The 25,684-nt window shown below is 61.6% G+C and carries 14 protein-coding genes; 8 read left to right on the top strand and 6 right to left on the bottom strand.

Annotated elements, in window-relative coordinates; genetic code table 11:
• Positions 1 to 2: 2 nt before the first annotated feature.
• Together I6I72_RS07010 and I6I72_RS07005 are read right to left on the bottom strand one after the other, a co-directional pair.
• Positions 3 to 377 (bottom strand): hypothetical protein, encoded by a 375-nt coding sequence (locus tag I6I72_RS07010; RefSeq protein ID WP_236592593.1) that lies wholly within the window; start codon positions 375 to 377, stop codon positions 3 to 5.
• Between the two features lie 162 nt (positions 378 to 539).
• Entirely contained in the window at positions 540 to 1,724 is a 1,185-nt protein-coding gene (locus tag I6I72_RS07005; RefSeq protein ID WP_011018353.1) for an IS256-like element IS3503 family transposase, read from the bottom strand.
• Positions 1,725 to 1,995: 271 nt separating this feature from the next.
• On the opposite strand from I6I72_RS07005, the gene I6I72_RS07000 reads away from it, so the two are divergent.
• The 5 genes from I6I72_RS07000 to I6I72_RS06980 all read left to right on the top strand — a co-directional run bounded on the left by I6I72_RS07000 (position 1,996) and on the right by I6I72_RS06980 (position 18,216).
• The gene (locus I6I72_RS07000) at positions 1,996 to 2,223 is read left to right on the top strand and encodes an MbtH family protein (RefSeq protein ID WP_011274127.1); all 228 of its coding nucleotides are present in this window, start codon (positions 1,996 to 1,998) and stop codon (positions 2,221 to 2,223) included.
• Positions 2,224 to 4,041: an ABC transporter ATP-binding protein gene (locus I6I72_RS06995; RefSeq protein WP_011274126.1), complete on the top strand. Its 1,818-nt coding sequence runs from the start codon at positions 2,224 to 2,226 to the stop codon at positions 4,039 to 4,041.
• Positions 4,034 to 5,761: an ABC transporter transmembrane domain-containing protein gene (locus tag I6I72_RS06990; protein WP_011274125.1), complete on the top strand. Its 1,728-nt coding sequence runs from the start codon at positions 4,034 to 4,036 to the stop codon at positions 5,759 to 5,761. The genes I6I72_RS06995 and I6I72_RS06990 overlap by 8 nt, the downstream gene beginning before the upstream one ends.
• A gap of 79 nt (positions 5,762 to 5,840) precedes the next feature.
• On the top strand, positions 5,841 to 7,259 hold the full coding sequence (locus I6I72_RS06985; RefSeq protein ID WP_011274124.1) for a lysine N(6)-hydroxylase/L-ornithine N(5)-oxygenase family protein: 1,419 nt from the start codon (positions 5,841 to 5,843) through the stop codon (positions 7,257 to 7,259).
• A gap of 100 nt (positions 7,260 to 7,359) precedes the next feature.
• The gene (locus I6I72_RS06980) at positions 7,360 to 18,216 is read left to right on the top strand and encodes a non-ribosomal peptide synthetase (protein ID WP_201806494.1); all 10,857 of its coding nucleotides are present in this window, start codon (positions 7,360 to 7,362) and stop codon (positions 18,214 to 18,216) included.
• Positions 18,217 to 18,218: 2 nt separating this feature from the next.
• Here the strand turns inward: I6I72_RS06980 and I6I72_RS06975 are convergent, their stop codons facing one another.
• On the bottom strand, positions 18,219 to 19,223 hold the full coding sequence (locus I6I72_RS06975; RefSeq protein ID WP_005325324.1) for an alpha/beta hydrolase: 1,005 nt from the start codon (positions 19,221 to 19,223) through the stop codon (positions 18,219 to 18,221).
• Positions 19,224 to 19,282: 59 nt separating this feature from the next.
• On the opposite strand from I6I72_RS06975, the gene I6I72_RS06970 reads away from it, so the two are divergent.
• From I6I72_RS06970 to I6I72_RS06960, 3 genes are all read left to right on the top strand, one after another.
• Entirely contained in the window at positions 19,283 to 20,227 is a 945-nt protein-coding gene (locus tag I6I72_RS06970) for a methionyl-tRNA formyltransferase (RefSeq protein ID WP_005325328.1), read from the top strand.
• A gap of 65 nt (positions 20,228 to 20,292) precedes the next feature.
• The gene (locus tag I6I72_RS06965) at positions 20,293 to 21,309 is read left to right on the top strand and encodes an iron-siderophore ABC transporter substrate-binding protein (protein WP_005291893.1); all 1,017 of its coding nucleotides are present in this window, start codon (positions 20,293 to 20,295) and stop codon (positions 21,307 to 21,309) included.
• A 173-nt stretch (positions 21,310 to 21,482) separates the two neighbouring features.
• Positions 21,483 to 22,121 carry a DedA family protein gene (locus I6I72_RS06960; RefSeq protein WP_005325329.1) on the top strand — a complete coding sequence of 213 codons (639 nt, stop codon included), beginning with the start codon at positions 21,483 to 21,485 and terminating at the stop codon, positions 22,119 to 22,121.
• A gap of 10 nt (positions 22,122 to 22,131) precedes the next feature.
• Here the strand turns inward: I6I72_RS06960 and I6I72_RS06955 are convergent, their stop codons facing one another.
• The 3 genes from I6I72_RS06955 to I6I72_RS06945 are packed head-to-tail and all read right to left on the bottom strand — an operon-like array spanning position 22,132 to position 25,177.
• Positions 22,132 to 22,914 carry an ABC transporter ATP-binding protein gene (locus I6I72_RS06955; RefSeq protein ID WP_019176090.1) on the bottom strand — a complete coding sequence of 261 codons (783 nt, stop codon included), beginning with the start codon at positions 22,912 to 22,914 and terminating at the stop codon, positions 22,132 to 22,134.
• 50 nt (positions 22,915 to 22,964) lie between these two features.
• Complete coding sequence (locus tag I6I72_RS06950) at positions 22,965 to 24,059, bottom strand: FecCD family ABC transporter permease (protein WP_005325330.1); 1,095 nt, start codon at positions 24,057 to 24,059, stop codon at positions 22,965 to 22,967.
• On the bottom strand, positions 24,059 to 25,177 hold the full coding sequence (locus I6I72_RS06945) for a FecCD family ABC transporter permease (protein ID WP_005325331.1): 1,119 nt from the start codon (positions 25,175 to 25,177) through the stop codon (positions 24,059 to 24,061). Before I6I72_RS06945 ends, I6I72_RS06950 begins: the two co-directional genes overlap by 1 nt.
• Positions 25,178 to 25,684 lie beyond the last annotated feature (507 nt).

Below are 25,684 nucleotides of genomic sequence, written 5' to 3'. Positions count from 1 at the left end.
AACTAAACCCAGGACGCTTCAAACAGGTAGGCCCAGAAATCGAAGCTGAGTTCAGCGATAACCCGCCCCGGCGGTGGGGCTTGCTCTCTTCGTGTGCAGGCACGGCGTTCTGCTTTTTTAATGGCTCTCTCGGCCGGTTTTTCGAAGGGGATGGCCGGGTGGGTGTACCACCTGGGTCCGTAGCGCGGAGCGACGGCGGCGTCTACGCAGTTTCGTAGCAGCACCTCGACATGTTGGAGGTCCTCCAGGAAGGCCTTGGTGACGCGCGTGTTCCAGAGGTAGAGGGATTCAGGATCTGGGTGGTGGGCATAGGTGTTCATCCGCGCAGGTGAGAACCACTTGTCAAGATTGATCGTCAGATTTTCGTTGGAATTCATGGGGACAAATGTTACGATTTTCTATGAAAGCCCCGGAGCGATCCCTGCGTTTTAGATGCATATCACCGGGGTTACTGATTTTTTGGGGGAGGCTCGGGCGCATAACGGCAGGCCAATGCGGGTTAAGTAAAGAAAAGTGTGTCTTTTCCGGGCGTGTTGCGGTTATTTGATCCAGCCTTTTTGGATGCCGAGGTTGTGTTGGTAGCTGGTGTCGATGGCGGTGTCGTATTCTGCTGGTGCACCGATGTCATTGGTAGTGGCTGTGGTGTTGTGGGTGATCAGGTCTGTTGCTGTGGAAAGTGCGTCTTGACCCCATCGTTGGTCCCTGGCGATCTTGACCGGATCGTCAGGGACTTCTGTATGTAGATACAGCCACCAATCCATCACTGTGCGTTGATGCGGTAGTGATAGTCCGCGGTGTCTGCGGGCTAGTTCTTTTATGGGGGCGTTGATGCCACCTTCGAGGCTGTTTGTTGTTGCTGCAAGGTTGTCGGGGTCGATGGTTGTTGGTGGGGGTTGCAGGTAGGTAAACAGCAGGTCTCTGCGGTGCAGAGATAGCAATGATTGATAGGCCGCTCGGACGCGTTGGTGGGTGTAGACCTTGGTGTAGGCGCCGGTAGCAGGGTCTTTGATGGTGGTTTTCTCGTTCATCCATTCCCGGTAGGTGTGGTCGAATTCGTGCAGGTGGGCGACCCATGTGGATGCTTGGTCAAGGTCGGTGATGCGAGTGAGTTTCAGGGCTAGGCGGTAGAGGGTTTTGCCGGCATCGGTGCGGGGGTTGCTGGTGGTGTGGCGGCGGACTGTTCGTTGGGCGTGGACGAGGCAGCGTTGGATGCGTGTTGTTGGCCAGCAGTGGTGGATGGCTGATTGGGCACCTTGTCCGCCGTCTGTGACTGCGATTAGTGGTGCGGCAATGGGGCGTAGGAGTTCGGTGTAGGCGGCGGTGGTTTCGTGTCTGGCCCAGGTCCAGTTGATGACGTGGGTTTTACTGGCTGCGATCAGGAGGCATCCGGACTTTAGATAGGTCGCGTCGAGGAAGATTTGGTCATGGATGCGGAATGAGTCGATGGTGGGTGTGGGGATGATCCACCAGCACCATCGGAATCGGTGGTGCATGGTTTGCCTGGTTACGCCATGGTGTGCGGCGAAGGTGGTTAGAGATTGGGTGCCGGTGGCCCATTGGATGAACAAAGCCATGGTGGCGGTATTTTTGTTGTGGGTTTGGGTGTTGCGGGTAAAGGAGTGTCCGCAGTGGGTGCAGCGCCAACGGGTGGTTGATTTGCTGGTGGTGCCGTTTTTCTTTGTGTTGTTGCCGCATAGTGGGCAGCTGGGGCGGTTGGTGGTCATCCTTTAATCCAACCGGTGTGCGGTTAGCACAAATGTGGCCGGAGGTGCGGGATGGTGTGGGTAATAGCTTTCGGGGAGCTATTCTTTGGTGATTTGTGGTGTGTGGTCTGGGGTTATGGTGGCATGCGGACACACTTTTCTTTACTTAACCCTCAAAAGCTGCATATTAGGTTATGCTAAGTTAATTCACGCTTGCTGCACTTGTGCCACCACTTTGGCCAACGCAGCCCATAAACCCGTTATTTCCGCATCATGAGACAAGGAGCGCGTGTTGTCTAGCAACCCGTTTGATGACGAACAGGGCAGCTTCTTCGCCCTTATCAACGACGAGGGACAGTACTCGTTGTGGCCTACGTTCGCCGCCGTGCCAGACGGATGGACCGTGGCTCTGGGAGACCCTTCCCGTGGCGTAGACGGCGGGGTATCGCGGGACGAGGCGATGGAGTTCATCGACCGCGAGTGGACCACCTTGCAACCGGCAGGAAAGTCTCACGCTTAAGTGAGTGCCGTACTTCCCACTGCTTTGCCTGGTGAGTCCGCTGCGGAGATTGGCCGCCTGCTCCGTCGCACCGCAACTCCAGCAATTAGTGCGGTGCTGTTCACTTTCGCCGGTGCCTTGCTCTCTCTGGTGCCCATTTATCTGCTGGCCAGCGTCATCGATGCGGTAGCCGCCGGTGACGGCAAGTCTGGCGTGCTGAAGGTGATTGTGTGGGCTGCCGTGGCGTGTGTTGGTACTGCCGTTGTCGCTGGCCTTGCGGAGGCGCTGACGGGTGTGACGATTGCCCAGGTAGTTGCGAAGTTGCGTGAGCGCGCCGTCGCCGCGGTGCTGAATCTGCCTTCCACCACGGTGGAGTCCCTGGGCCGGGGAGAGGTGCTGGGCCGAGTTGGTGCGGATGTCGCCGCGCTGGTGAGCAGTGCCCGCAAGTCGGTTCCATCGACCCTCAGCGCGCTGGTGATGGTCGTGGTGGCCAGCGCTGGAATAGCGGGGTTGGATTGGCGCCTCGCGTTGGCGGGGCTGTGCGGGATTCCGTTCTATGCGCTGGGGTTGCGATGGTATCTTCCTCGTTCTGCCCCTTTGTATCGACGCCAACGCGAATTAGAAGCCGGTGTCATCGGTTCCTTGCAAGGTTCTATGGAGGGCATTCGTTCGGTTCGTTCGCATCGGCTGGTGGATAGCCGCCAAGGTCTCACCAGGCGCTACGCGCAGGCTTCGCGGGACGAATCAATCGCTGCGTTTCGTGTGTTTTCCGGGCTGGTGGCGCGGGAGAACTTCGCGGAGTTCATGGGGTTGTCAGCCCTGTCTGTCGTAGGCTGGTTGCTCTTCCGCGAAGATGCGGTGACGGTGGGCGAGATCTCGGCAGCGTTGATTCTGTTCCACCGTCAGTTCGTGCCGATCGGCACGATTCTGTTCACCTTTGATGAACTGCAGCGCAGCGGGGCGGCCTTGGGGCGCATCGTGGGACTCATTCGCTCCGCGGGTGCGGATACGCCACAGCCGATTGATGACTACTCCTCGCATCGGCAGAGTCCAGCTGTAGAGGTCAAGGGCCTGAATTATCGGTACGAGGATGGCCCAGAGATCTTGCATGACTTGGCGTTCCACATCCCTGCGGGGTGCACGGTATGCGTGGTCGGCGGATCGGGAGCTGGCAAGTCCACGGTTGCGGAAATTGTCTCTGGAACCCTCGAGATGGCAGAGCCGGGTGTGATCACCGTTGGGGGGTGCGACGTGGTGGGAATGAGTGCGCAAGAAAGAAGCTCGATCTTTTGCGTTGCCTCCCAGGAAAACTACGTCTTCGCGATGAGTTTGCGCGATAATCTCCTGCTGGCAGCCGAAGGTGCCAGCGACGCAGAAATATGGGATGCGCTGCGCCGAACCGGTGCGGAAGATTGGTGCACATCCTTGTCCCATGGCGACAAGCAGGGCTTAGACACAATGCTGGGCGAAGGGGGCCTGCACGTAGATGCGGTGGCGGCACAGCGTCTGGCGCTGGCCAGGGTGGCATTGTCTCGGGCTGGCGTCGTCATTCTTGACGAATCAACGGCCGAAGATGACGGTGACCTCGAGGAAACACAGCAATCACACGAGGCCTTTTCGATGTCCTTGGAGGACGCTGCCCGCGCGGCGATCCGCGGACGGACGGCGATGGTGATTGCGCACCGGCTCAGCCAAGCAACCTCCGCCGATAGCGTGGTGGTGATGGAGCGCGGGCGCGTGGTGGAAACAGGTACGCACGAGGAGCTGGCAGCAAGAAACGGAACATATGCCGATATGTGGACCGCCTGGAATGAGCAGGGGAGGCAGGCGCGTGTCTGACAACAAGGTGGTGACGCTGCGCGGGCTGGTCAGAAAAAATTCTCGCGCGATGGCTCTGAGTGGCTTGTTGCTGAGCATCTACCACGTGGCAGAAGCCATGATTGCGGTGTTACTGGGATGGTTGGCGCACAGTCTTATCGCTAGCGAGAATGTGTGGCACCTGGTGGGTGGAATCGCAGCCTTAGGCGCTACGCTGGCGACGGTGTCTGTGAGCTGGCAGACAGGGTTCCGGATACTGCAGGCTACGTCGGCTCGGAACGTATGTGAATTGCGGGCAGGCATCACCTCGCAGGTGGTGAGCCATGGTGGGCATTCCGACGATGCGGACAGTCTGCCTCGCCAGGAATTGCCCACGGTGGTGGGTGAAGACGTGGTGCAGGCGGTAGACATCATCGAAGTGGTCCCGGTGGGGATCAGTGCGCTGGTGGGAGCCATTTTCTGCACGATTGTTCTGGCGCTGATTGATCTGCCACTGGGAGTGGTGGTGTTGGTGCTCAGCGCGGTGGTGTTGATAGTCCTGCACCGGCTGTCTCAGATCATTGAACGCCGCGCGGAGCGGCAACAAACTCTGCTCGCGCGAGTGACCGCGCGCATGACCGACATTCTGCAGGGGCTGCCGGTGATCTCGGGAGTGGCTGGCGCGCATCCGGCCTACCGTGGATATGCGCGTAAATCTGAAGAGGCGTGTGCGGATGCTCGGAAGCTCGCGTGGGTCAGCGGAGGTTATGAAGCCGTGGCGATGGGCAGCAATGTGCTGTTGCTGAGTGCGGTGGGCCTGTACGCGGGCTATCGAACCATTTCCGGCGATGTGACGTTGGGGGAGTTGGTCACCGTGGTGGCGCTGTCACAATTTATCGCGGAGCCGATGCGGCAGTGCAGCAGAATGCCGCGCTTCATTGGATTGGCGAGGGCTTCCGTTCGGAGGCTGCAGCGCGTGGCGGAAGCTCAGCGGCTGCGTGAGGGGCAGGGCGTGCCATCTGCTCAGATTGGCACGCCTGCCATTTCCATGCGCGGTGGAGACGGTGAGGCCGAAGGAGACGGCGAGGTCGAGGGATCAGAGCAGGCTTCCGTGGCGTTCGCAGAGGGGCGACTGACGGTGGTGCACTGTTCAGCCGCATGGGCAGATGCTCTGGTGGATGCGTTGGTCGCGGGGGAGTCGATGGAGCTTGGCTCCCTGACTAGGCCACAAACTCAACAACTGTGGATCCGGGGGCGCGATATTTGCGAGATCTCGGTAGACGATGTGCGTTCCGCTGTGCTTGCCGAGCCTCGGAAGCCGGCATTGTTTGGGGACACAGTGGGGCAGGCGGTGCTGCGGAGCTCTGGAGAGGGCAGGGCGGAGGATGCAGTAGACATTCTTAACGCCTTAGGGCTCGATGAACTGGCGCCGGGGGCGGCTCATTCAGCCGGGGTATTGGATCACGAGCTGACCGAAGGTGCGCGCAATCTTTCCGGTGGTCAGCGGCAGCGGCTGGGATTGGCACGAGCGCTACTGGCTGAGCCGGAGATGTTGGTGATGGTTGATCCGGTCTCGTCAGTGGATTCAATGACGGGCATGAAAGTGGCGCGTGCGGTGAGAGATATTCGCCGCGGGCGTACCACGGTGGTCCTGTGTGTGGGGAGGGCCTTCCAGTCGGTAGCCGAGGACGTAGTTGATGTGAAGCCTCTAGCTGGGAGTTTGCGGACGCGGGGTGAGCAATTCCCGCTAGGGGGTTGTTGAGCAATAGAAGATAGGTTAGCCTACCCTTTGCATTGCCTACCCTAAGAAGTTGGTTGGCGCATCCTACAGAGAGGCCATAGTGACCATCATCGATCGTCAAGCTCAGACATCCGCAGAGCGCAGTACCCACGAAAATTCCGTCCGCGACATCGTCGGGATCGGCATCGGCCCCGGAAACCTCGGGCTCGCGGTAGCTATCGAAGAGCAAGCTCCAGAACTCGATGCACTCTTTGTGGAAGCCCGCCCGGAATTCAACTGGCACCCAGGCATGCTCCTCGAAGGATCCAACATGCAGATCAGCTTCCTTAAAGACCTGGTTACGGTGCGCAATCCGCAGAGCCGCTTCAGCTTCATCAACTACTTGCATCACAGCGACCGCTTGATTGATTTCATTAACCGCCAAACCTTCACCCCGGAACGCGTGGAATTCGCCGATTACCTCCGATGGATCGCGGATCACATCACCGTGGACACGCAGTACAACACCACCGTGACGTCCATCGAGACGCTTCCGGAACTGGCCGCAGACGGAGCTCGTTTTGTGGTGCACGTCCGCAGGAAGTTAGGAAGCGGTGAGTCCGAAGGGCAGCGAGCTCAGCAGTCGGAGTCCATTCGCTGCCGCAACGTGGTGGTTGCCCGCGGGCTGGAAGCCAAGATGCCTGCGTGGGCAGAGGACAGCTCCTTGGACACCTCGCGCATCTTCCACAACATCGATTTGCTCCCGCGCACCAAGAAGCTGCTGAACAGTGGGTGGGATATCCGCCGAGCTTTGGTGATCGGCGCGGGCCAGTCCGCAGCCGAGGCCATCCGGTACTTCCACGATTGCCCGCATATCGATACCGTCACGGGCAGCTTGAACAGCTACGGCTTCATCCCCGCCGATGACAGCCCCTTCGCCAATCGGGTGTTCGACCCGGAGGCCGTTGATGACTTCTTCCATGCGCCCGATGCGATCCGCAACGAGCTGTTGATCCGCCACCGGTACACCAATTACGCCTGCGTGGAATCTGAGCTCCTCGATGAGCTCCACGACCGTCAGTATCGGGAAAGCGTCACCGGGCGTCAGCGGCTCGATATTCGCCGGACCACGGAGGTGCTCGGTGCGCGTAATTGTTCCGACGGCAGCGTCGACGTGGACATTCGCCACCGAGTAACCGGAGACGTGGTGACAGAAAACTTTGACGTGGTGGTGTGCGCCACGGGCTTCCGATCTCGCGGTCTTGCGGGGATTCACGCTGATAGTCACGGCAGTGAAGAATTCACCGTCACTAGGGATTACGGCGCCGTGCTCAATGGCGAGCGCGTGCCAGGACTCTTCGTGCAGGGAGCAACTGAGGCCACGCATGGACTCGGTTCCACGTTGCTCTCCAACATCGCGACCCGCTCCGGGGAACTGGTGGAGGCCATCACGGGTCAGCAACGCACGCATCGTGCGCCGGCGGATGAAGATCTCCGCTCCGAGCAACATCGGGATTCTTCGCACCTGATCGCAGGCTGATTTTCCCGAGCCGTGCTCCGCTTGAGGTTGGCTGACACCTAGCCCGACGTCCGCCATCCGCGTCTGATTCCCTGTTTCCCCATCAACCGAAAGGCTCTTTGTGCCCACCCGATCGTCTGCTCACACTCCGTTTTCCTCTGGCGATACGCTTGCTTCTCGAGATGGCGGCGCCGTCATCGGTCATGGCCGCAGTGAACAGGATCGGATCGCCCAGCAGCGCATATGGAATGACACGGATCAGGATCGCGATCGCCCGGACCTGATTAGCCTGCTCCTGCAGCATGCGCAGGAGACCCCGGATGCGCTCGCAGTGGTGGATGACCGGCACAGACTGACCTATGCGCAGCTCGTCGCCCATGCAACTGCTGTAGCGCGAAATTTGCGGGAACACGGTATTGACGCTGGTCAGAGTGTGGGAATCTCCCTGCCGCGCAGCGCGGAGATGGTGGTGGGTATCGTCGCCACGTTGCTCGCCGGTGGCAGTTTTGTCCCGCTAGACCCCTCGTGGCCGCAGGCGCGCCGGGAATCCGTCACCCACGATGCCAGCCTGAGCTTCGTACTCACGCCGGACAACTGCGCGCTCACCGAAGACGCGCTATTCGACCTCGATGCCACCCGCGAGCTGTTCACCCCGCCGTCCACGGACAGCGTTGCGTACGTCATCTTTACCTCTGGCAGCACCGGCCGCCCAAAGGGCGCAATGATCCGCCACGGTGCGATCGTGGAGCGCTTGCTCTGGCAGCGCGATCAGATCCTGTTCTTCGGCCGCGATGATGCCTCCCTGTTCAAGGCACCGCTGGCCTTTGATATCTCCATCAATGAGATCTTCCTGCCGCTGGTTTGCGGGGGCCGCGTGGTGGTGGCCGCGCCGGGCGTGGAGCAAGACCCCCAACGCTTGGCCCGCCTCATCCATCGCGAGGGCGTGACGTTTGCGTATCTGGTTTCGAGTGTTCTCGACGTCATGCTCAAACAGGCCGAAGGCACGAATCTATTAGACAGCTTGCGGCATGTCTGGTGTGGCGGAGAGATGCTCACCCAGGCGCTGTTCCGTCGCTTTCGCCAGCAGCTGGCCATCCCGCTGTACCACGGGTACGGGCCAGCGGAAGCTACCATCGGTGTCTCCCACGTCATCTACCGTGACGACGAGGATCGCCTCAACACGAGCATCGGTGTGGCCAATCCCAACTGTCGGCTCTATGTGCTCGATGAGCACCTGCGGGTGGTTCCAGACCAAGAAATTGGTGAACTCTATGTGGCCGGATTCCTGCTGGCCAAGGGGTATATCAATGCCCCAGGACTCACGGCCAGCCGCTTTGTTGCGGATGTGTTTGCGTCGGACGGAACCCGGATGTACCGCACGGGAGACCTGGTGCGCCGGCACAACGACGGCTCGCTGGAATTCGTGGGGCGGGCCGATAATCAGGTGAAAATCCGTGGCATGCGTCTGGAGTTGGAGGACGTGGAATCTGCGCTGGTGGGACACCCAGATGTGGAGGCGGCGAGCGTGATTGCTCGGGAGGGGCGACTGCTGGGCTACGTGACGGTGACTGCGGGCCTCGTGGGTGCTGCGATCCGTAGTTGGTGTGCCGAGGTACTGCCCGAATACATGGTGCCCGCGATTATCACCGTCATGGATGAGTTGCCGCGGACGGCCAACGGAAAAGTGGATCGGAAGGCACTGCCGGAACCTGATTGGAGCTCGCTCACTGATGCCCCGGCCGATGCTGAACGTGACGGGGAAACCGTTGCTCTGCTCGCGGAGGCAATGGCTGAAGCATTGGGGGTTAGCGCGGTGGGTGCGGAGACGGACTTCTTCGATATCGGTGGCGATAGCCTGCGGGCCATCACCCTGGTCTCGGCTCTGGGACGGCGCGGGGTGGAGGTGAGTGTGGGAGATATTTTCTCTGCGCGCACTCCACAGCAACTGGCTCGGTGCGCCGAAGAGCGCGGAACCTTCGTGCAGGATCCAGACGATGAACCAACCGGTGAGGTGCAGTCGCTGCCGATTCTGCGCTGGTTCGATTCCATTACTGATCACGTGGACGGCTTCATTCAGTCCGTGGAGTTTTCAGTTCCAGAAGATGTGGATGCGCAGCTGGCCGGGCGAATGGTGGCTGACGTGCTGCAGGCGCACCCTGCACTGCGGGCCCGTGTGCAGCGGAATCCCTTGCGGCTGGAACTCCCGGAGGAATCTGCCGAAGAAGCGGTGGCGATCCACCCCACCACGGACATCGCTGCGCTTTCTGAACTGCTGGATCCGGCAGTCGGAGTGGTGGTAGCGGCTGGGCTGGTGCCCGGAAGATTGCGCCTTGTGGTGCATCACCTGGTGGTCGATGGCGTGTCATGGAACATTATCGGCGAGGACCTCGCCGCGGCGTATCGCGGGGAACAGCTCGCGCCGGAGCGGACGTCCCTGCGCCGATGGACGCAGCTGCTGCAACAGGCCGTTGATACTGGCGAATTCGCGGAGGATGCCAATAGTTCCCTGCCCCCATTGCCGAGTGCAGATGAACCTCTGCGGGACCCGCAGGTGCCAGCGCTTGCTGATAGTCCCGAGAAAGCGCCCACAGTCCGTGAGGAGCGCAGCGTGGTACATGAGGCATCAGTGCAGATCACGGACGAATTACTGGGTGCGGTGCCCCACGCTTTCCGCACGGGGGCGAATTCCGTATTGCTTACGGCATTGAGCGTGGCGTTGGCGCGTTGGCGTCGAAACAAACAAACATGGACCCTGGTGGAGATGGAGGGGCACGGCCGCGAAACCCGATTCGTACCCGGGCCACAGGGCAGGGAAGCAGACCTTTCACGCACGGTGGGCTGGTTCACCTGCCTATATCCCATGCTGATCGACCCCACCCGGGCGGCAGTGCAGGAGGCCTCCACAGAGGTCGAGGGCAGCATCGCCCCGCTAGCGCTGGCACTCAACGCAGTGAAAGACCAGCTCGCGGCCATCCCCGGCAACGGCGTTCCTTACCAGGCCCACACCTGGTTGCATCAGTCCGCGAAGACCCCTCCGCAGGCACAGGTGCTGTTCAACTACTTGGGGCGCGTATCCGCAGGAGCACAAGATTTCGCTCCCGCGGGTTCCACCGGCCAACTCGGCGAGCAACGCGACCCGGACCAGCCGTTGGTCCGCGAGCTGGAGTTCAACGCGATCGCCGAAGACACCGGCGAGGGATACGTCCTGCGCACCACGATCTCCTGGGCGCGCGGCAGGATCTCCCCCGAACGGATCGACGAATTGGTCGCGCACTGGGATGTGGCATTGCGCGAGGTGGCAGCGCTTGCCGATCACGGCGTGTTGTCCGTGGGCGACGTTGCCCCCGCACCCGTGAACTCTGCGGACCTGGCACGAATCACTGCGCAGAGCTCCGCGGAGCTGCAGGACGTGCTGCCGCTGACCCCGCTGCAGCACGGCATGTACTTCCACTCGCTATTCGAGGAATCGGCCAGCTCGTATGTGGAGCAACAGGTCTTGCGGGTGGAATGCAGCGAACCGTTTGACCGGGAGCGATTCGCCCGCGCTGCGCGTAATTTGATCCGACGCCACCCCGCACTGAGCACCCGCCCTTGGGAAACTGACGGTGGCGATGTGGTTGCCGTGATTGATCCGGGGATTGCCGAGCATTTGCGGGTGGACTTTCGGGACGTGACGGTGCCTGCCGAGTTGGCTGGGCCTGGATTAGACGGGTGGCTCGTGCAGCGTACGGAAGAGATTGCCGCTGATGACCTCTCGCGGGGAATCTCCTTGCAGCCGCCCGGTGATGCCGCGCCCGAGCCGCTCATGCGATGGACCGTTGTGCTCCCGACCAGTGTCGATGGTGCGGTGTGTGGCCAGGACATCGCCGTGATCCAGACGGTGCATCACCTGATCGCCGACGGATGGTCCGTGCCCATCATGCTGCGGGATCTCCTGGAGATCTACCGGGATGACGATGCCCGAATCCCGCGCTACGACCCGGACGCCGGAATGGCCGGCAGCGTGCGATGGGTGGCGCGCAGAGACGCGGAAGCCGATATGTCCGTCTGGCGCGAGGAAATGCGCGAGGTACGCCCCACGGTGCTGTGCCCTAATCCTTCGAGTTCGCTCGAGCGCCGGGAGTTGCTGGTAGACGATCCGCGGACTGTTGGCTTGTCTGAGCGTGCTCGGGCAGCGGGTGTGGGCCTGCCGGATGTGGTGCACGCGGCGTGGGGGCTGGTCCTTCGCACCTTGGTGGGCTGCGAACCTGGGGCTGACGTGGTGTTTGCCACTTCCGTTTCCGGCCGTGACATTCCCGTTCTTGGCGTGGCCGATGCCGTGGGCATGCAGCTCAACACCATCCCGGTGGTCGCGCCGGGGCAATCTGATCCCACCCTGCCGGTGACCAGCATGCTGCACGCCATGGTCCATCACAACAATCAGGTCCGCGATGTGCAGCACGTCAGCCTGGCTGATATTGCCCGCGACCTGGGAACCAACGCCAGCGAACTGCTGGATACGTTGATGGTGGTGGAGGTGCCGCTATCTCCACAGGACGTGGGCTGCCCCGGCTCGCCACTACAGGTTGCTGACGTGCGCAACAATGGCGCGCCGCACTTTCCCCTGTCCGTCGTGGTCAACCCTTCCGCTGAGCACCCACTGCGCCTGATCTACGATCCGCAGCGAATCACCGAGGTACGTGCCGAAAGGATCGCGCAGATGCTCGCGGTGAGTGTGGATTCTTTGCTGTCTGAATCCGGTGCGGTGGCGACCGTGGGTGAGGTTGCAGAGGCGTTGGGTGCGGTATCTGGTGTGGACACGCTTCCTTCTTTGTGGCGACGCAGCTTCGAGCACTCCCGCGACCGGCCCGCCCTGACCAGCATCGGAGAAGACGGTGCTGCGGAGCATTGGACCTACGAAGAACTAGACGACGCCGCTCAGCGTATACGCGCTGTGCTGGACCGGAAGGTTGCCATCCACACCCCGAGAGTAGCCCTGCTCATGGAGCGCGATGCGTGGCAGGTTGCGGCCATTCTGGCGACCACGATGTCCGCCGGCACCTACGTTCCCGTGGATCCGTTGTCCCCGCAAGCGCGGGTGGAATTGATCCTGGAGGATTGCCAGCCCGATGCCGTGCTGGTGTCTCCCAGCGCGGAAAAAATGGTCTCTGAGCTGGTAGATTGTCCCGTCCTCGTGGTCAGTGAACAGACGATGAGCGGGGAAGCGAAGCCGCCTGCGGGCCGGTCGGCAAGCGTGGCCCGTGCCAATGACATCGCCTACGTGATCTACACCTCCGGCTCCACAGGGCGGCCGAAGGGCGTGGCCGTCACACACGCCAACGTGACCGCGATGCTGGGCAATGCTCGCAGCCACGTGGAGTTTTCGCAGGAGGACGTGTGGTCGATCAGCCACAGCTTCGCCTTTGACTTTTCGGTGTGGGAGATGTGGGCAGCGCTGAGCTCCGGCGGGCGTGCCGTGGTGATGCCGTATGCGCTGATGCGCTCGCCCGAGGATGCCGCAGAGGTGTTGCGTGCCGAAGCCATCACGGTGCTGAGCCAGACCCCAACCGCCTTTGCCGCGTTGGAGCCGCACCTCGGGCAGGACTCTGCGGTGCGCACGGTGATCTTCGGCGGCGAGGCCTTGGAGGCCCGCGCGGAGGCTGCCTACTGCAGTGCTCATCCGAATGTTCGGTTTATCAACATGTATGGCATCACGGAGACGACAGTGCACGTCACAGCACACGAATGCTCCGAGAATGCAGGGGAGGCCCGCAGCCCGATCGGCCGCCCGATGGACGGGTTGCGTACCTATGTTCTGGACGCGCAATTACAGCCGGTGCAGCCTGGAGAGACCGGCATGATGTACGTTGCCGGGCCGCAGGTCACCGCGGGTTATTGGGGGCTTGCTTCTACCACGGCCTCCCGCTTCGTGGCCGATCCTTTCGTTGGCGGCGGCGCGCGGATGTACTGCAGCAATGACATGGCAAAGGTGCTGAACAACGGTCATCTGGATTACGTGGGCCGCGCCGATAGGCAGGTGCAGCTGCGCGGTTATCGCGTGGAGCTGGGGGAGATCGAGAGCGCGCTGGAGAAGGTCAGCGGTGTGCGGGAGGCCACCGTGGTGGTCGTCGATCTGCCCGAAGGCCAGGTGCCGGGTGCGTTGTTGATTACGGATTCTCGTGCCGACGCAAAGGCGATCACCTCCCGAGCTGCCGCAGCGGCCCGAGACGCGCTCCCTGCCTACATGGTTCCGCAGCTATTCGCGGTGAGTACGCAGGTGCCGCAGACCATCAATGGCAAGCGGGATGAGCGCGCGATCCTGGACCTTCTGGGTGAGATTCCTGCTGCTCAGCAGGCTTCGGGCACCTCGGATCTGGTGGAGGCGATCTCGCAGGCAATTGCTGATGCACTTCGCTTGGACCGCGCCGAGGTGGAGCCGGACTCGGACTTCTTCCGCTTAGGTGGAGACAGTATTCTTGCCATCCGCGTTACTCACGCGTTGGCGCGCGCTGATCTCAACGTGACTCCGCGGGACTTCTTCTTGGGCCGCACGCCACGCAAGATTGCCGAGCGGGTCACGCCGCAGGCCACCCAGCAGAAAATCCAGGAAACAAGGCAGAGCCAGGAAGAAGCCCTGCCCAAGGACGGGCACCAGGAGATCTCGGGGGCTTTCCCCATCCCGGCGATGCTGCGCAGGCAGATGGAAAGAGGCATGAGCGACCGCTTTGTGCAGGCGCGCCGCTTGGATCTGGGGCCAGTCGCTGTGGAGGACTTGGAACAGGCCCTGCAGCAGGTAGCGCAGGCACATCCGATGCTTCGTACGCGCGTGGACACCAGTTCTGCGTTCGCGCACTTTGTTGGTGCCGAGGGAGACGGCCCTATGGTTGTGCGGGCTTTGGACGTGGATGCATTGATCGATCACATCGATATTGCTGCTGGTCGTAGCGTGGTGCTCGGGTGTGTGGATGGGTACGTCAAGGCCGTTGCTCATCACGCGGTGATCGATAGCGCCAGTTGGATGATTCTGGAAGACGATCTGCGCGATGCGCTCGCAGGGCGCAGGATTCTCTCCGGGCAGGCGAGCTACAAGGATCTTTGCCTGCAAGAACTGCACGATGCTCACACCGCAGCAGCTCAGGATGCCCTGCACTGGAGTGAACTGGCTACGCTGCCACGGCCCGTCGAGGACTCGAACCAGTGGAGTACGGATCATGTGAGCACGCTCGAAGTGAACATTGACGGACAGACCGCGCAGGTCCTGCAGAGCGTTGCACCCGACGTGATGGGTGTGGACGTTCAGGACCTCGTGGCAGGACTGGTGACCGTCGCGGTGGCTCGAACAATGGGCACGGACGCGCGGAGCTGGGCCGTGGACGTAGAAGGCCACGGACGTCCGGCTGATCATTCCTATGGTCGAACCCTCGGATGGTTTACCACCATCGCGCCGGTGGAAATCCCGTTGGCTGATCCAGCGGATGCAGCACGTGCCGCAGCGGAAATGCGCGCGCTCCACGAGGACGGCACAGCCCCGGACCGCCGCACTTATCAGGCACTGCGATACACACACCCGCAAGGGCAGCGAACCCTGGCCCATGGGGCACAGATCCTGGTCAACTACCTCGGACGGGGAGAGACTGGCGCTGTCCTCCACGCGCCGGGCGATGCCGCCTGCCAGTGGACGGATTACCTGGTGGAGGCCGATGTGTGGTCTAGCGAGCGGGCCGTAAGCATGGAGCTGTCCGTGGTGAATGCGGTGATTTCCGCCGAGCGTTTGCGCAGCGCCATCGGCGAGGTTGCTCGCGAGTTGCAGGAGCACGTCAGCCGCGAGCAATCCTCAGGACGCCGCGCTCCGCTGAGCGTGCTGCAGCGCGGAATCTGGTTCCAGTCACAGGTGGCAGCACCGGGTGCCTACGTTGCACAGACTGCGTTGACGTTTGACCGGAGACTGGATGCCGAGGCCGTGGTGGAAGCCTTCCGGGACACAGTGACCGTGCATCCAGCCATGGGCGCGGAGTTCCACACCGATGCTTCCGGCCAACCCGTGCAGAACTTGCCGTGGAGTGGACAGGGCATTGACCTCCCCGTCGAGACCACCGAAGGGGATCTCGAGGCGATCATGCACGCTGATCGCAGCGCGGGCATCGATCTCGCATCCGTGCCGCTGGCGAAGGCAACCATCGTCACCGGCCGAAGTGACGGACAGCCTGGCGACACGCTGCTTCTTACCTACCACCTGGTTCTGGTCGATGGTTGGTCGCGTGCAGTGATGCTGCAAACCTTCCTCGAGAGGCTGACGTTGAGGTCCGGCCAGGCCCGCACGCAGGGTGCGGGAGAGTTGGTTCCTCGCGGTTGTTCTATTGCTGACGCCCTGCTCGAGTCCGTTGACACTCGCAAAGAGCAGGCAGATAGCGACTATTGGGTACATCGCCTAGAGACGTTGTCTCAGCCCACGCTCGTTGCCCCGCAGGCCGCGGATATCTCTTCAGAGCACGCTGGTAGCGAGTTGCCTCGCCAGGTGTTTGCCGAGGTCAGCGAGCAGCTGACCGGCGCACTGCAGGAAAAGATCCGGGCGCAGGCCGTGACGTTGACCTCCGTGGTCAACGCAGCCGTGGCCGTGGCCTTGGGTGCTGTCACAGGGGATTCGGATGTGGTGTTTGGTCAGTCTGTCAGTGGCCGCGATGCCTTGAGCGACCCCGCCATGTCTGATGTGGTGGGAGTGCTGCTCAACACAGTGCCAGTGCGAGTGACAGCTCGGCCCGGCCAGAGCATAGAAGAACTGGTCCAGGATGTTTATCGCCAGCGCATCGAGGATATGGACCACGATTCCGCGGACCACGGCGCCATCCAGCGGCAGCTGGGGGTAGGCACGCTGTTCGATTCCATGGTGGTGGTGCAGAACTTCCTCGATCCGCAGGCAGCAGCGGAACTTCGGGAACGCCACGGGGTTGTGGAGGAGCGCGCGGAAGATTCCACGCACTTCCCTCTGACCTGGGTATTCACTCCGGGGCCGAAGCTGGGCATCAAGCTGGAATTCCGCCACGACGTGGTGGACGAGTCCCTCGCACATTCCGTGCTCAAGGCCGCGACCGAAGTCCTGACCGCGTTTGTGGACACACCAGAGGTCCCGCTCGCTCAGCTGGCCCAGTTGGCGCCAGCCCGAGCGGAGGATTCTTCCCCGCAAAGCACGACGGAGCAGATGGCTTCCTGGCAGAAGGCCGAAGGCATTGACCGCACCATTGCGGATGAGCTCAAGGACACCGCCCAGCGCTTCCCAGATCGCATCGCGCTAGCGGATGACGCACAGCAGTGGACGTTCGGTGAGCTGATTGCTCGCTGTTCCGACATTGCGGAAAAGATCAAGAATTGCGGCGTGACCAGCGGCGATACTGTCGCCATTGCGGTGGAGCGCTCCGCGCATTCGGTGGTGGCTCTGCTGGGAGCCCTGTGGGCAGGGGTGCGCTACGCGCCGCTTGATCTGACGCACCCCGATGGGCGGCTCCGGGTCCTCGTGGAGGACAGCCAGCCCGCAGCCGCGCTGGTGGACTCGAGTTCTCGGGAGCGCATGGAGCGGATCGGTGCGCTTCCTTGCGTCGACGTCACCACTGCCGATTCCCACGCCACCACCCACACGCCTGCGGCGGTGCCCGGGGACGATGCCTACCTGATGTACACCTCCGGATCGACCGGCAAGCCCAAGGGCGTGGTGATCAAGCATCGCGGGCTGCACAACATGCTGGACAATCACCGGCGCAAGATCTTCGCCCCAGCTGCTGCCGATGGGCGGACGTTGCGGATCGCGCATGCCATCAGCTTCGCCTTCGATATGTCGTGGGAAGAGCTGTTTTGGCTGGTGGAAGGCCACGAGGTGCGGATCTTCTCCGAGGATTTGCGACGCGATGCTGCGGCCATGGTTGAGGCCATTCGCGCGCATCAGGTGGATGTCATCAACGTCACCCCGACCGTTGCCGAGCAGCTGCTCGCGGAGGGGATGCTGGAATCCGGCGCGCATCGCCCGCGGCTGGTGCTCTTGGGCGGCGAGGCTGTCTCGCACGGCGTGTGGGAGACCTTGCGAAAGGCCGATGACGTGCGCGGATACAACCTCTATGGGCCCACCGAGTACACCATCAACGCCCTGGGTGCTGGCACGGATGAGAGCGCCACGCCCGTGATCGGAATGCCGGTGGATCGCACGGCGGCGTTCGTTTTGGACCCGTGGTTGCGCCCCGTTCCTACAGGAGCGCCGGGTGAGCTCTACCTCGCGGGCAGCGGCTTAGCGCAGGAGTATCATGGGCTCGCGGCGCGCACCGCCAGCTCCATGGTCGCCTGCCCGTGGGGCGCCCCGGGTGAGCGGATGTATCGCACGGGAGACATCGTCCGCGTGCGTGCGGATGGCATGTTCGAGTACCTCGGACGCAGCGACGATCAGGTGAAAATTCGTGGTCACCGCGTGGATCCCGGCGACGTCTCGGCCGCCGTGTCCCGCGGCGTTGATCCCCGCATCCTCCACTGCGTGACCGTTCCTGTTCGTATATCCGACGCCACACTCCTGGCCTGTCACCTCGTGGCCCCACAACTGCGCGATGCGGACCAGGGGGAGCGGCAGAGTTTCCTGACTGGCGTGCGTAATGCATTGCGCGAGGAACTGCCCAGCTACATGATCCCGGATCGATGGTCGATCGTGGATGAGTTGCCGGTGACGTCGAATGGAAAGACCGACCTTGCTGCACTGGGTGAGGGAGAAAGGATCACGGAGAAGGGCCGCGAACCGGCGAACGAAACCGAGGAGATCACGGCGGAGCTGTTTGCCGAATCGCTAGATATTGAGCCCGAGGACGTGCCGGTGGATGCTGATTACTTTGACATGGGTGGGCACTCCATGGCGGTCATCAAGCTCTGCGCACTGCTGCGTGGAGAGCTGGGAGTGGAGGTTGGCGTGCGCGAATTCTACGGTCTGCGGACAGTCGAGCGCGTGGCGGAGTTTGTGGAGGCGCGCTCGTAGATTCAGCCCAGCAATTCGGCGAGTGCCGGGATGATCCCGTGGCGCCACATCGCAGGGTCGTGGCCACCGGGCGTGCGGTGATTGGTGGTGGGAAAGCCGCGGCGTGTCAGGGCATCGGCCACTGCATCCACGTGTCGTTGCATGGGCGGCTCTTCTGCACCGCACGTCAGTACGATGCGTGCCAGACCGGAGCCACTGTGAGCCGCAGGATTTTCGAGTGAGGGGCCAGTGAGCTGTGCGGCAATGTCGCCTCCTGCGGGCCCGTCCGAGAGCGTGTCCGCGAGCTCTGCAGAACGGTCAGCGGACCACCAGACGGCAGGGGACTGGGCGATGGCTCCTTTGATTGCAGGCGTGGTTTCGGTGGAAGCCGTAAGAGCTGCGCGCAGGGCGGAGAGACCGCCGAAGCTTTGCCCCACCAGGACTATGTGGCTGCTGTTGATGATCGGCGGAAGCTCGGTGGCCAGTGCGCTGGCGAATGTTTGGGAGGTGTACTCCTCGCTGCGGTCTTTGGCTGCCGGCAGGAAGACGCGGTTGATCTGGGGGATAAGCCCTGCCGTGACTGCCCGGTCCAGTGCGCCCGTGAGGTCATGCAGATGGATCCAGTCATCGCCATCCAAAAACACCACGGTGGTATCCGCACCGCGGTCATCGAGGCGCGCGGTGCAGCGCCTGCCGAATACCTTCCGGTCGATGGACAGGCGTGCGCCGGGCAAGTCCGCGATGACTTCTGGGGAGCGAGGCGGCCAGAGTGTCTGGTCCACAGAATCGCCGCTCAATAGGCTCGCCTGTGGGCCTGCGCCGTGTGCGTTATGTGGATCGGGATATTTCAGCTCGCCGGATTGAAAGCTATAGGTCACTGCTGAGTGCGCCGGGATGCGCACATCGACGGTGGACATCGATTCGGTGAGCTCGACGTTCGAGCGGTAGGGGTCCGGGAAAACGAGGGCTTCCGCATCCGCGGGCACCGAGATTCGGTGAAGGGTGGTCACGTCCGGGGAGTCTGGCATGAAAATTGCGCCACTTTCATCATTGACTACATAGGTAAACCTAAGCTAACATCCCCTGCATGCGAGTTGCTGTTTTCGGCTATCAGTCGTGGGGACACCGGACGTTGTCTGCGGTCATCAATGCTGGTCATGAAGTAGTTTTGGTAGTTACGCACCCTGCCAGCGATCACCCTTATGAGCAAATGTGGGCAGACTCCGTTGAGGAGCTCGCCAGCGAACATGAGCTCCAGGTGTGTGTCACTGAGCGCGTGGGTCAAGACGTCATTGAGGCGTTGCGCGATGCTGCACCAGACATCATCGTGGCCAACAATTGGCGAACCTGGCTTCCTCCCGAGGTTTTCAGCCTGGCCAAGCACGGCGCATTGAATGTCCACGATGGTCTCCTGCCCGAGTACGCCGGATTTTCGCCCATCCTGTGGGCGCTGTTGAACCGGGAAACTCACGTGGGCGTCACTGTGCACGAGATGGATGAAGTGCTGGACGGCGGACCCATCGTTGCCCAGCGCGCGATCCCCGTGGGTCCGCAGGACACCACCACGGATCTCGTGGCCAAGACCATCGACCTCATCGAGCCCCTCGTGGAACGCGCATTGAGTGACGTCGCCCAAGGCACCGCCACTGCGCAACCTCAAGATCCCACCCGCGCTACGTACTTCCACAAGCGCGGCGAGCAGGAATCTCGCATAGATTTCACCCAACCTGCGGAAGATATCGCCTTGCTGGTCAGGGCGCAGTCCGACCCGTACCCCAATGCTTACTTTGAATTCCGAGGCCAGCGCGTCCGCGTGCTTTCCGCGCACGTCTCGCAGGGCCGCTTCGGCGGAACCCCCGGCCGAGTCACCATCCCTCACGAGGGAGGAATCGCGGTGGTCTGTGGATCGCCCCGTGCCAACGTGCCGGCGCCGGCGATTGTTCTGGATCGTGTTCGTCTCGACGACAACTCGGAACTGACCGCCACCGAATTCTTTGGACATAGGGCTGGATATATCCAACCAAAGGTTTGACCTTTCCCTTTTGTGTACGGGCCACGCCTCGCGCGGAAATCCGTCACCAGTAACAACGGAGAAAAATGACACTCAAGAAGATTCTCGTTAGCACCGCTGCTGTGCTGACCTTGGGCGCGGCACTGACCGCTTGCTCGACTGATGACCAGTCCGGAAATTCCGGGGACTCCCAGGCAGTCAACGCCGAGCAGGGCGCATTCCCCACCACCATCGAGCACCGCTACGGCTCCACCGAAATCAAGGAAGCCCCGCAGCGCGTGGTCTCCTTGGGCTACACGGATCAGGACGCACTGCTGGCGCTGGGAGTTACTCCTGTCTCCGTGAAGTACTGGGACGGAATGACCCCGGATGGTCAGGCTGCGGGCAACTGGTCCAATGACAAGATCGAGGGCGACACTCCTCGGATCGACAAGGACACAGAAGTCAACGCGGAAGCCATCGCCAAGGACAATCCAGACCTCATCGTGGCCGTGTACTCGGACATCGATGAAGACACGTACAAGAAGCTGTCTGAGATCGCCCCTGTCGTCGTACAAAAGGGCGAATACGAAGAACTACAGCAACCATGGGACGTGACCACGGAAGAGATCGGGCAGGCCGTGGGCAAGCCTGAAGAGGCAAAGCGCCAGGTGGAGCAGGTCAAGGAGAAGTTCGCAGAGCTCAAGGGCCGCCACCCAGAATGGGCCGAAAAGGAACTCGGCGTGGCCACTGTCTCCGACGAGAGCCTGGCTGTCTTTGCCGAGGGCGATCCGCGTAGCCGCTTCTTCACCGAGCTGGGATTCAAGATCAACCCGGCCTACGCGGGCATCACCAAGGACAAGTTCTACGGTGAGGTCTCCAAGGAAAACGCAGACCAGATCAACTCTGACGTGCTGGTGTGGGATCAACTGTCTTACTCTCCGAAGCAGAGCAAGGCTTCTGTGACCGAGGATCCGATCGTGGGCAAGCTGCCCGCCGTGAAGGACGGACACAGTGTCTACCTGGAAGGCGACCTGGAAAAGGCCTTCGGATGGCAGACCGTGCTGAGCCTGAACTACCTGCTGGACAAGATCGAGCAGCCGTTGGCAGACGCCACGAAGTAGTCTGAATCAACTGCCGAACCGCCCCGCATGAACGTGCTGGGGCGGTTTTGCTGTTGCTGGCTAGGGGACGGGCACTCATGGGGATAACGGATGCACGCTAGGGGCGAGCTGCCTGTATTCCGGTCAGAAACCGGGGTAAGAATAGACCAGTTGTTTTCTAGAAGGGATTCCCTGTGCACTTAAGCGACCTCATGGACGCCACCACCCTGCTCCAGAACTTTGGCGGCTGGGCGCTCGGCGGCATTGCGCTGATTATCTTTATTGAATCCGGCGTGCTCTTCCCGTTCCTCCCCGGCGATTCCATGCTGGTCACCGCGGCAATCTTGCGCGATCAGCTGGGCTTGAACGTTCCGATTCTGGTGGGCGTGGCCATCGTCGCGGCGTTCTTGGGCGACCAGGTAGGTTTCTGGCTCGGCCACCGCTTTGGCCGCAAGTTGTTTAAGCCCGACGCCAAGATCCTCATAACCGAGCACCTCGAACAAGCCGAGGCTTTCTTCCTGAAGTACGGGCCGTTGGCTCTGGTACTGGGGCGCTTCATCCCGATCGTGCGTACCTACATTCCCGTGGCCGCTGGTACCGCGGAGATGCCGTACAAGAAGTTCGTGGGATGGAACGTCACGGGTGCAGTGCTGTGGATTGTCAGCATGGTCGGCATTGGCGTGCTGCTGGGGGATATCCCGGGCATTGCGGATCGCATCGACATGATCGCCATCGTCATCGTGCTGGTGTCTGTGACTCCGGTGGTGATTTCCGCGATGATCAACTGGCGGAAGTCCAAGAAGACTCCCGCCCAGGAGCTGATGGAGGACTAAGCCCTGATCGTCACTTGGGGACGATCAGCGGACCCCCGGTGACAGGATCCTCGATGACTAGCGCGTTGAGGGCAAACGCCTCGAGCAGTAGCTCTGGGGTAATGACCTCGCTGGGACGCCCGGTGGCGAGGACCTGTCCATCCTTCATCACCACGAGATTATCGCTGTAGCGTACAGCCAAGTTGAGATCGTGCAGCACCATCACCACAGTCCGATCCAGCTCTCGGCGTAGACGCTGCACCAGCTCCAAAATCTCTACCGACGTGGCCAGATCCAGGTAGGTGGTGGGCTCGTCCAGGAACAGGATGTCCGTGTTCTGCGCAAGAACCATGGAGATCCACACACGCTGCCGCTGCCCTCCGGACAGAGAATCCAGGGTGCGCTCCGCCAGCCCCATCGAGCCAGTCATTTCCAGCGCCTTGTGCACCTCGGCTTCGTCCGTGGACGACCACTGACGGATCCACGATTGGTGTGGGTGCCGACCGCGCGAGACGAGATCAGCCACGTTGAGTCCCTCCGGGGCGGTAGGGGTTTGTGGCAGCACGCTGATGGTCCGTGCGAGGTCCTTGCGCCTGATGGATGAGATATCGGCGCCGTCTAACAGCACTTCGCCCTCATTCGCCGGAAGGAGACGAGACATGGCTCGCAACAACGTGGATTTGCCGCAGCCATTGGGGCCGATGATTGTGGTGATCTGCCCGCGAGGAAAGTCCACGTCCAAGCCTTCGATGACCGTCCGGTCGCCGTAGCCCACGGCGAGGCCGCGTGCGCTCATGCTGTGCTTCTGAGTCATGTGTCCTTCTTTGTTCGCGGCACTGCTAACTTCCAGGGTGGGATCTTTTCTCATGCCGTGGTTGACCTATTCCGTTGGACCAGCAAATAAATAAGGAACGCACCGCCGATTGCCGAGGTGAGAATGCCCACCGGCAGCTCTACGGGCAGAAGAGTTTGGGTGCTGATATCTGCCAGCAGGAGTAGCGCAGCGCCGGTCAGCGCAGAGGCCAGAAGCGGTGGTGCAGAGCAGTTGCACAAGCGCAGCGCCACCTGTGGGGCCACGAAGGCGACGAACCCGATGGGGCCAGCGGCCGAGACCGCCACTGCTGCCAAAGCCACGGCAGCGGCGAGCAGAAGCACCTGCACACCCTGGACGTTTTGTCCCAAAGCCCGTGCAGTATCCGAGCCCAGCAAGGTGGCTAAAAGTTGGTGACCAATCCAGGCCAGCAGCGGTGTAAACACCAACACAACAATGGCGATGGGCCACATCTTGGACCAGTCCGCAGTGCTCAGGGAGCCAGTAAGCCAGAACTGCGCGGCCGCGGCATCGCGCAACTCCGTGCGGATCATCAGGAAGTTGATATACGAGGTCAACAGAGCAGAGATGATGATGCCGAACAGCACTAGCCGGAAGGAATCAGTCGATCTCCTCCACGCCAGAGCCCACATCACCGTTGCGGTGACAGCCGCACCAAGCACCGCGGCCAAGGGAATGCCGATGCTGCTGAGCCAGCCGAGGAAACCACCAGCGCCACCACCCAGAGTGATGACGGTGACCGCGGCCGCGGACGCGCCCGTAGTGAAGCCCAAGATATCCGGGCTGGCCAGCGCATTGCGAGTCACGGACTGAGTGAGGGCTCCGGATAATCCCAGCGCACAGCCCACCAGAATGGCCGTCAGCGCACGAGGCATGCGCCAATCCAAAACCACCAGACGCTCAATGCGGGTGCCCTGGCCGGTGAACAGCACCTCCAGCACACGAGCCGGGGACACAGGATAGTCACCCAGGCCGATGGAGACCGCCGCTAGCAAGACGATCGCCACGAGCAGCAATAGAGACACCGTCAACGCGCGAGGGCGCCAGACCACAGAAAATGAGCCCACGCGGAATGGCGGGCGCCCAGGGATAGTGGAAGAGGTAGGGCGGGCAAGGAGGGAACTCATTAAATGGCCACCACCCGGCGTCGATAAATAAGGGCGATGAAGAACGGCGCGCCCACGAACGCGAGGATGATGCCTACTTGCAACTCGCCCGGACGAGCGATCAGACGGCCCACCACGTCTGCGAACAGCATCATCACCGCACCCGTCAGGGCAGAGTAAGGGAGGATCCAGCGGTAATCAGGGCCCGTGATGGCGCGCACGAGGTGCGGGACCACCAGGCCGATGAAGGTGATGGGGCCGGCGGCAGCTGTCGCGGCACCGGCCAGCAGTGCGATCAGAGCCATGCCAATCAGGCGGGCGCGCTGGGTGTTGATGCCCAGTCCGGAGGCGATGTCATCGCCCAGATTCAGGAGGTTTAGCTGCGGTGCCGTGATGAACGCCAGCAGGAGGCCCACCAGGATAAACGGCAGCACGCCGTAGAACACGGTGAGATCCCGGCCCGCGATGGAGCCGACGGTCCAGAAGCGCATGCGATCCAGATTGGCATCGTCAGTGAGGATAAAACCGCTGATGATGGCGCTGAGGACCGCGGACAAAGCCGCGCCGCCGAGGACCAGCGTCATTGGATTGGCCTGTCCTCCTCCTATGGACGCCAAACTAAACACCAACGCAGTAGCAGCGATGGCCCCACCGAACGCCCACATGCTGGTAGCCCACACGGACGTCACACCCAGCAAGGAGAAGCTGGCAACCACGGCCAGGGACGCACCGTAGTTGATGCCGAGAATGCCCGTGTCCGCGAGAGGGTTGCGCGTGTGCCCTTGGATCAATGCACCGGAGGCGCCAAGGGCAGCACCGGCGACTAGGCCCAACAGGGTGCGGGGAATGCGGAGCTCGACGATCACGCGCTGATCCACATTCAGCCCCTCCGCGTGGCCGAACGCCGTGCCGAGATCGCGGAACACGGCGGACACTTCTCCAAAAGGGATCTGCCGTGATCCAAACACGATGCTGGCAACGATGCTGGCGAGCAATAGGAGGAAAAGGACGCCGAGGCCGACGAGGCGACGCGGGATTTTACCTGATGGAGCGCTGGCAGAAGCGTCCGCAGTAGCGTCCGCGCGAGACCCCAGGTGTGATTGAGAAGGGGATTGCGCATGCGGGGTAGAGATAGCCATGCATCCCTCCTTGACGCGTGAAAGTCCATGATCTTAACGGGAGCAAGCTTATATGAACAAGGTAAGCCTAATCAAAGTACTACAAGGAGGGATTGTGGAGCTGTGCAGGTGAGTGTGTGAGCCAGCAGGTGCGGCTAGTGAGGTCGGTCGGCCCTGAATGGCGCCGACCCTACACCTCAGCTCTATGCTTCTGAGCAGGGATTTGGACATGTTTTAGCTGGTTGCTAGGCTAGTCAGGTCTTGCCGTAGGTAGGTACCCCCATGTTCTTTTTTTCGACGCTAACGCGTCAAAATCCCGGGAATGCCACATGACCTGCGGAAAGAGTCTCCCGCTACAAGGGAGAAAAACTGTACATCCACTTTGTTACAGGCCCCTCGCCCGAAGCGGCCGCACGGATAAAGGCAGCGAGCACCCCTAACTACTGAGTTAGGCGGAGCGTGAGTAGCCAGCGATCGTGCGGTACACGCGATTCATCAAGGGTGAGCACGGGAACCGTAACGAAAAAG

Origin of the sequence: Corynebacterium striatum, from assembly GCF_016728105.1 — a bacterium.
In the GTDB taxonomy this organism is placed as follows: Bacteria; Actinomycetota; Actinomycetes; order Mycobacteriales; family Mycobacteriaceae; genus Corynebacterium; species Corynebacterium striatum.
The sequence above is the reverse complement of the archived record's forward strand: the minus strand, read 5'-3'. Positions and strand labels throughout refer to the sequence as shown.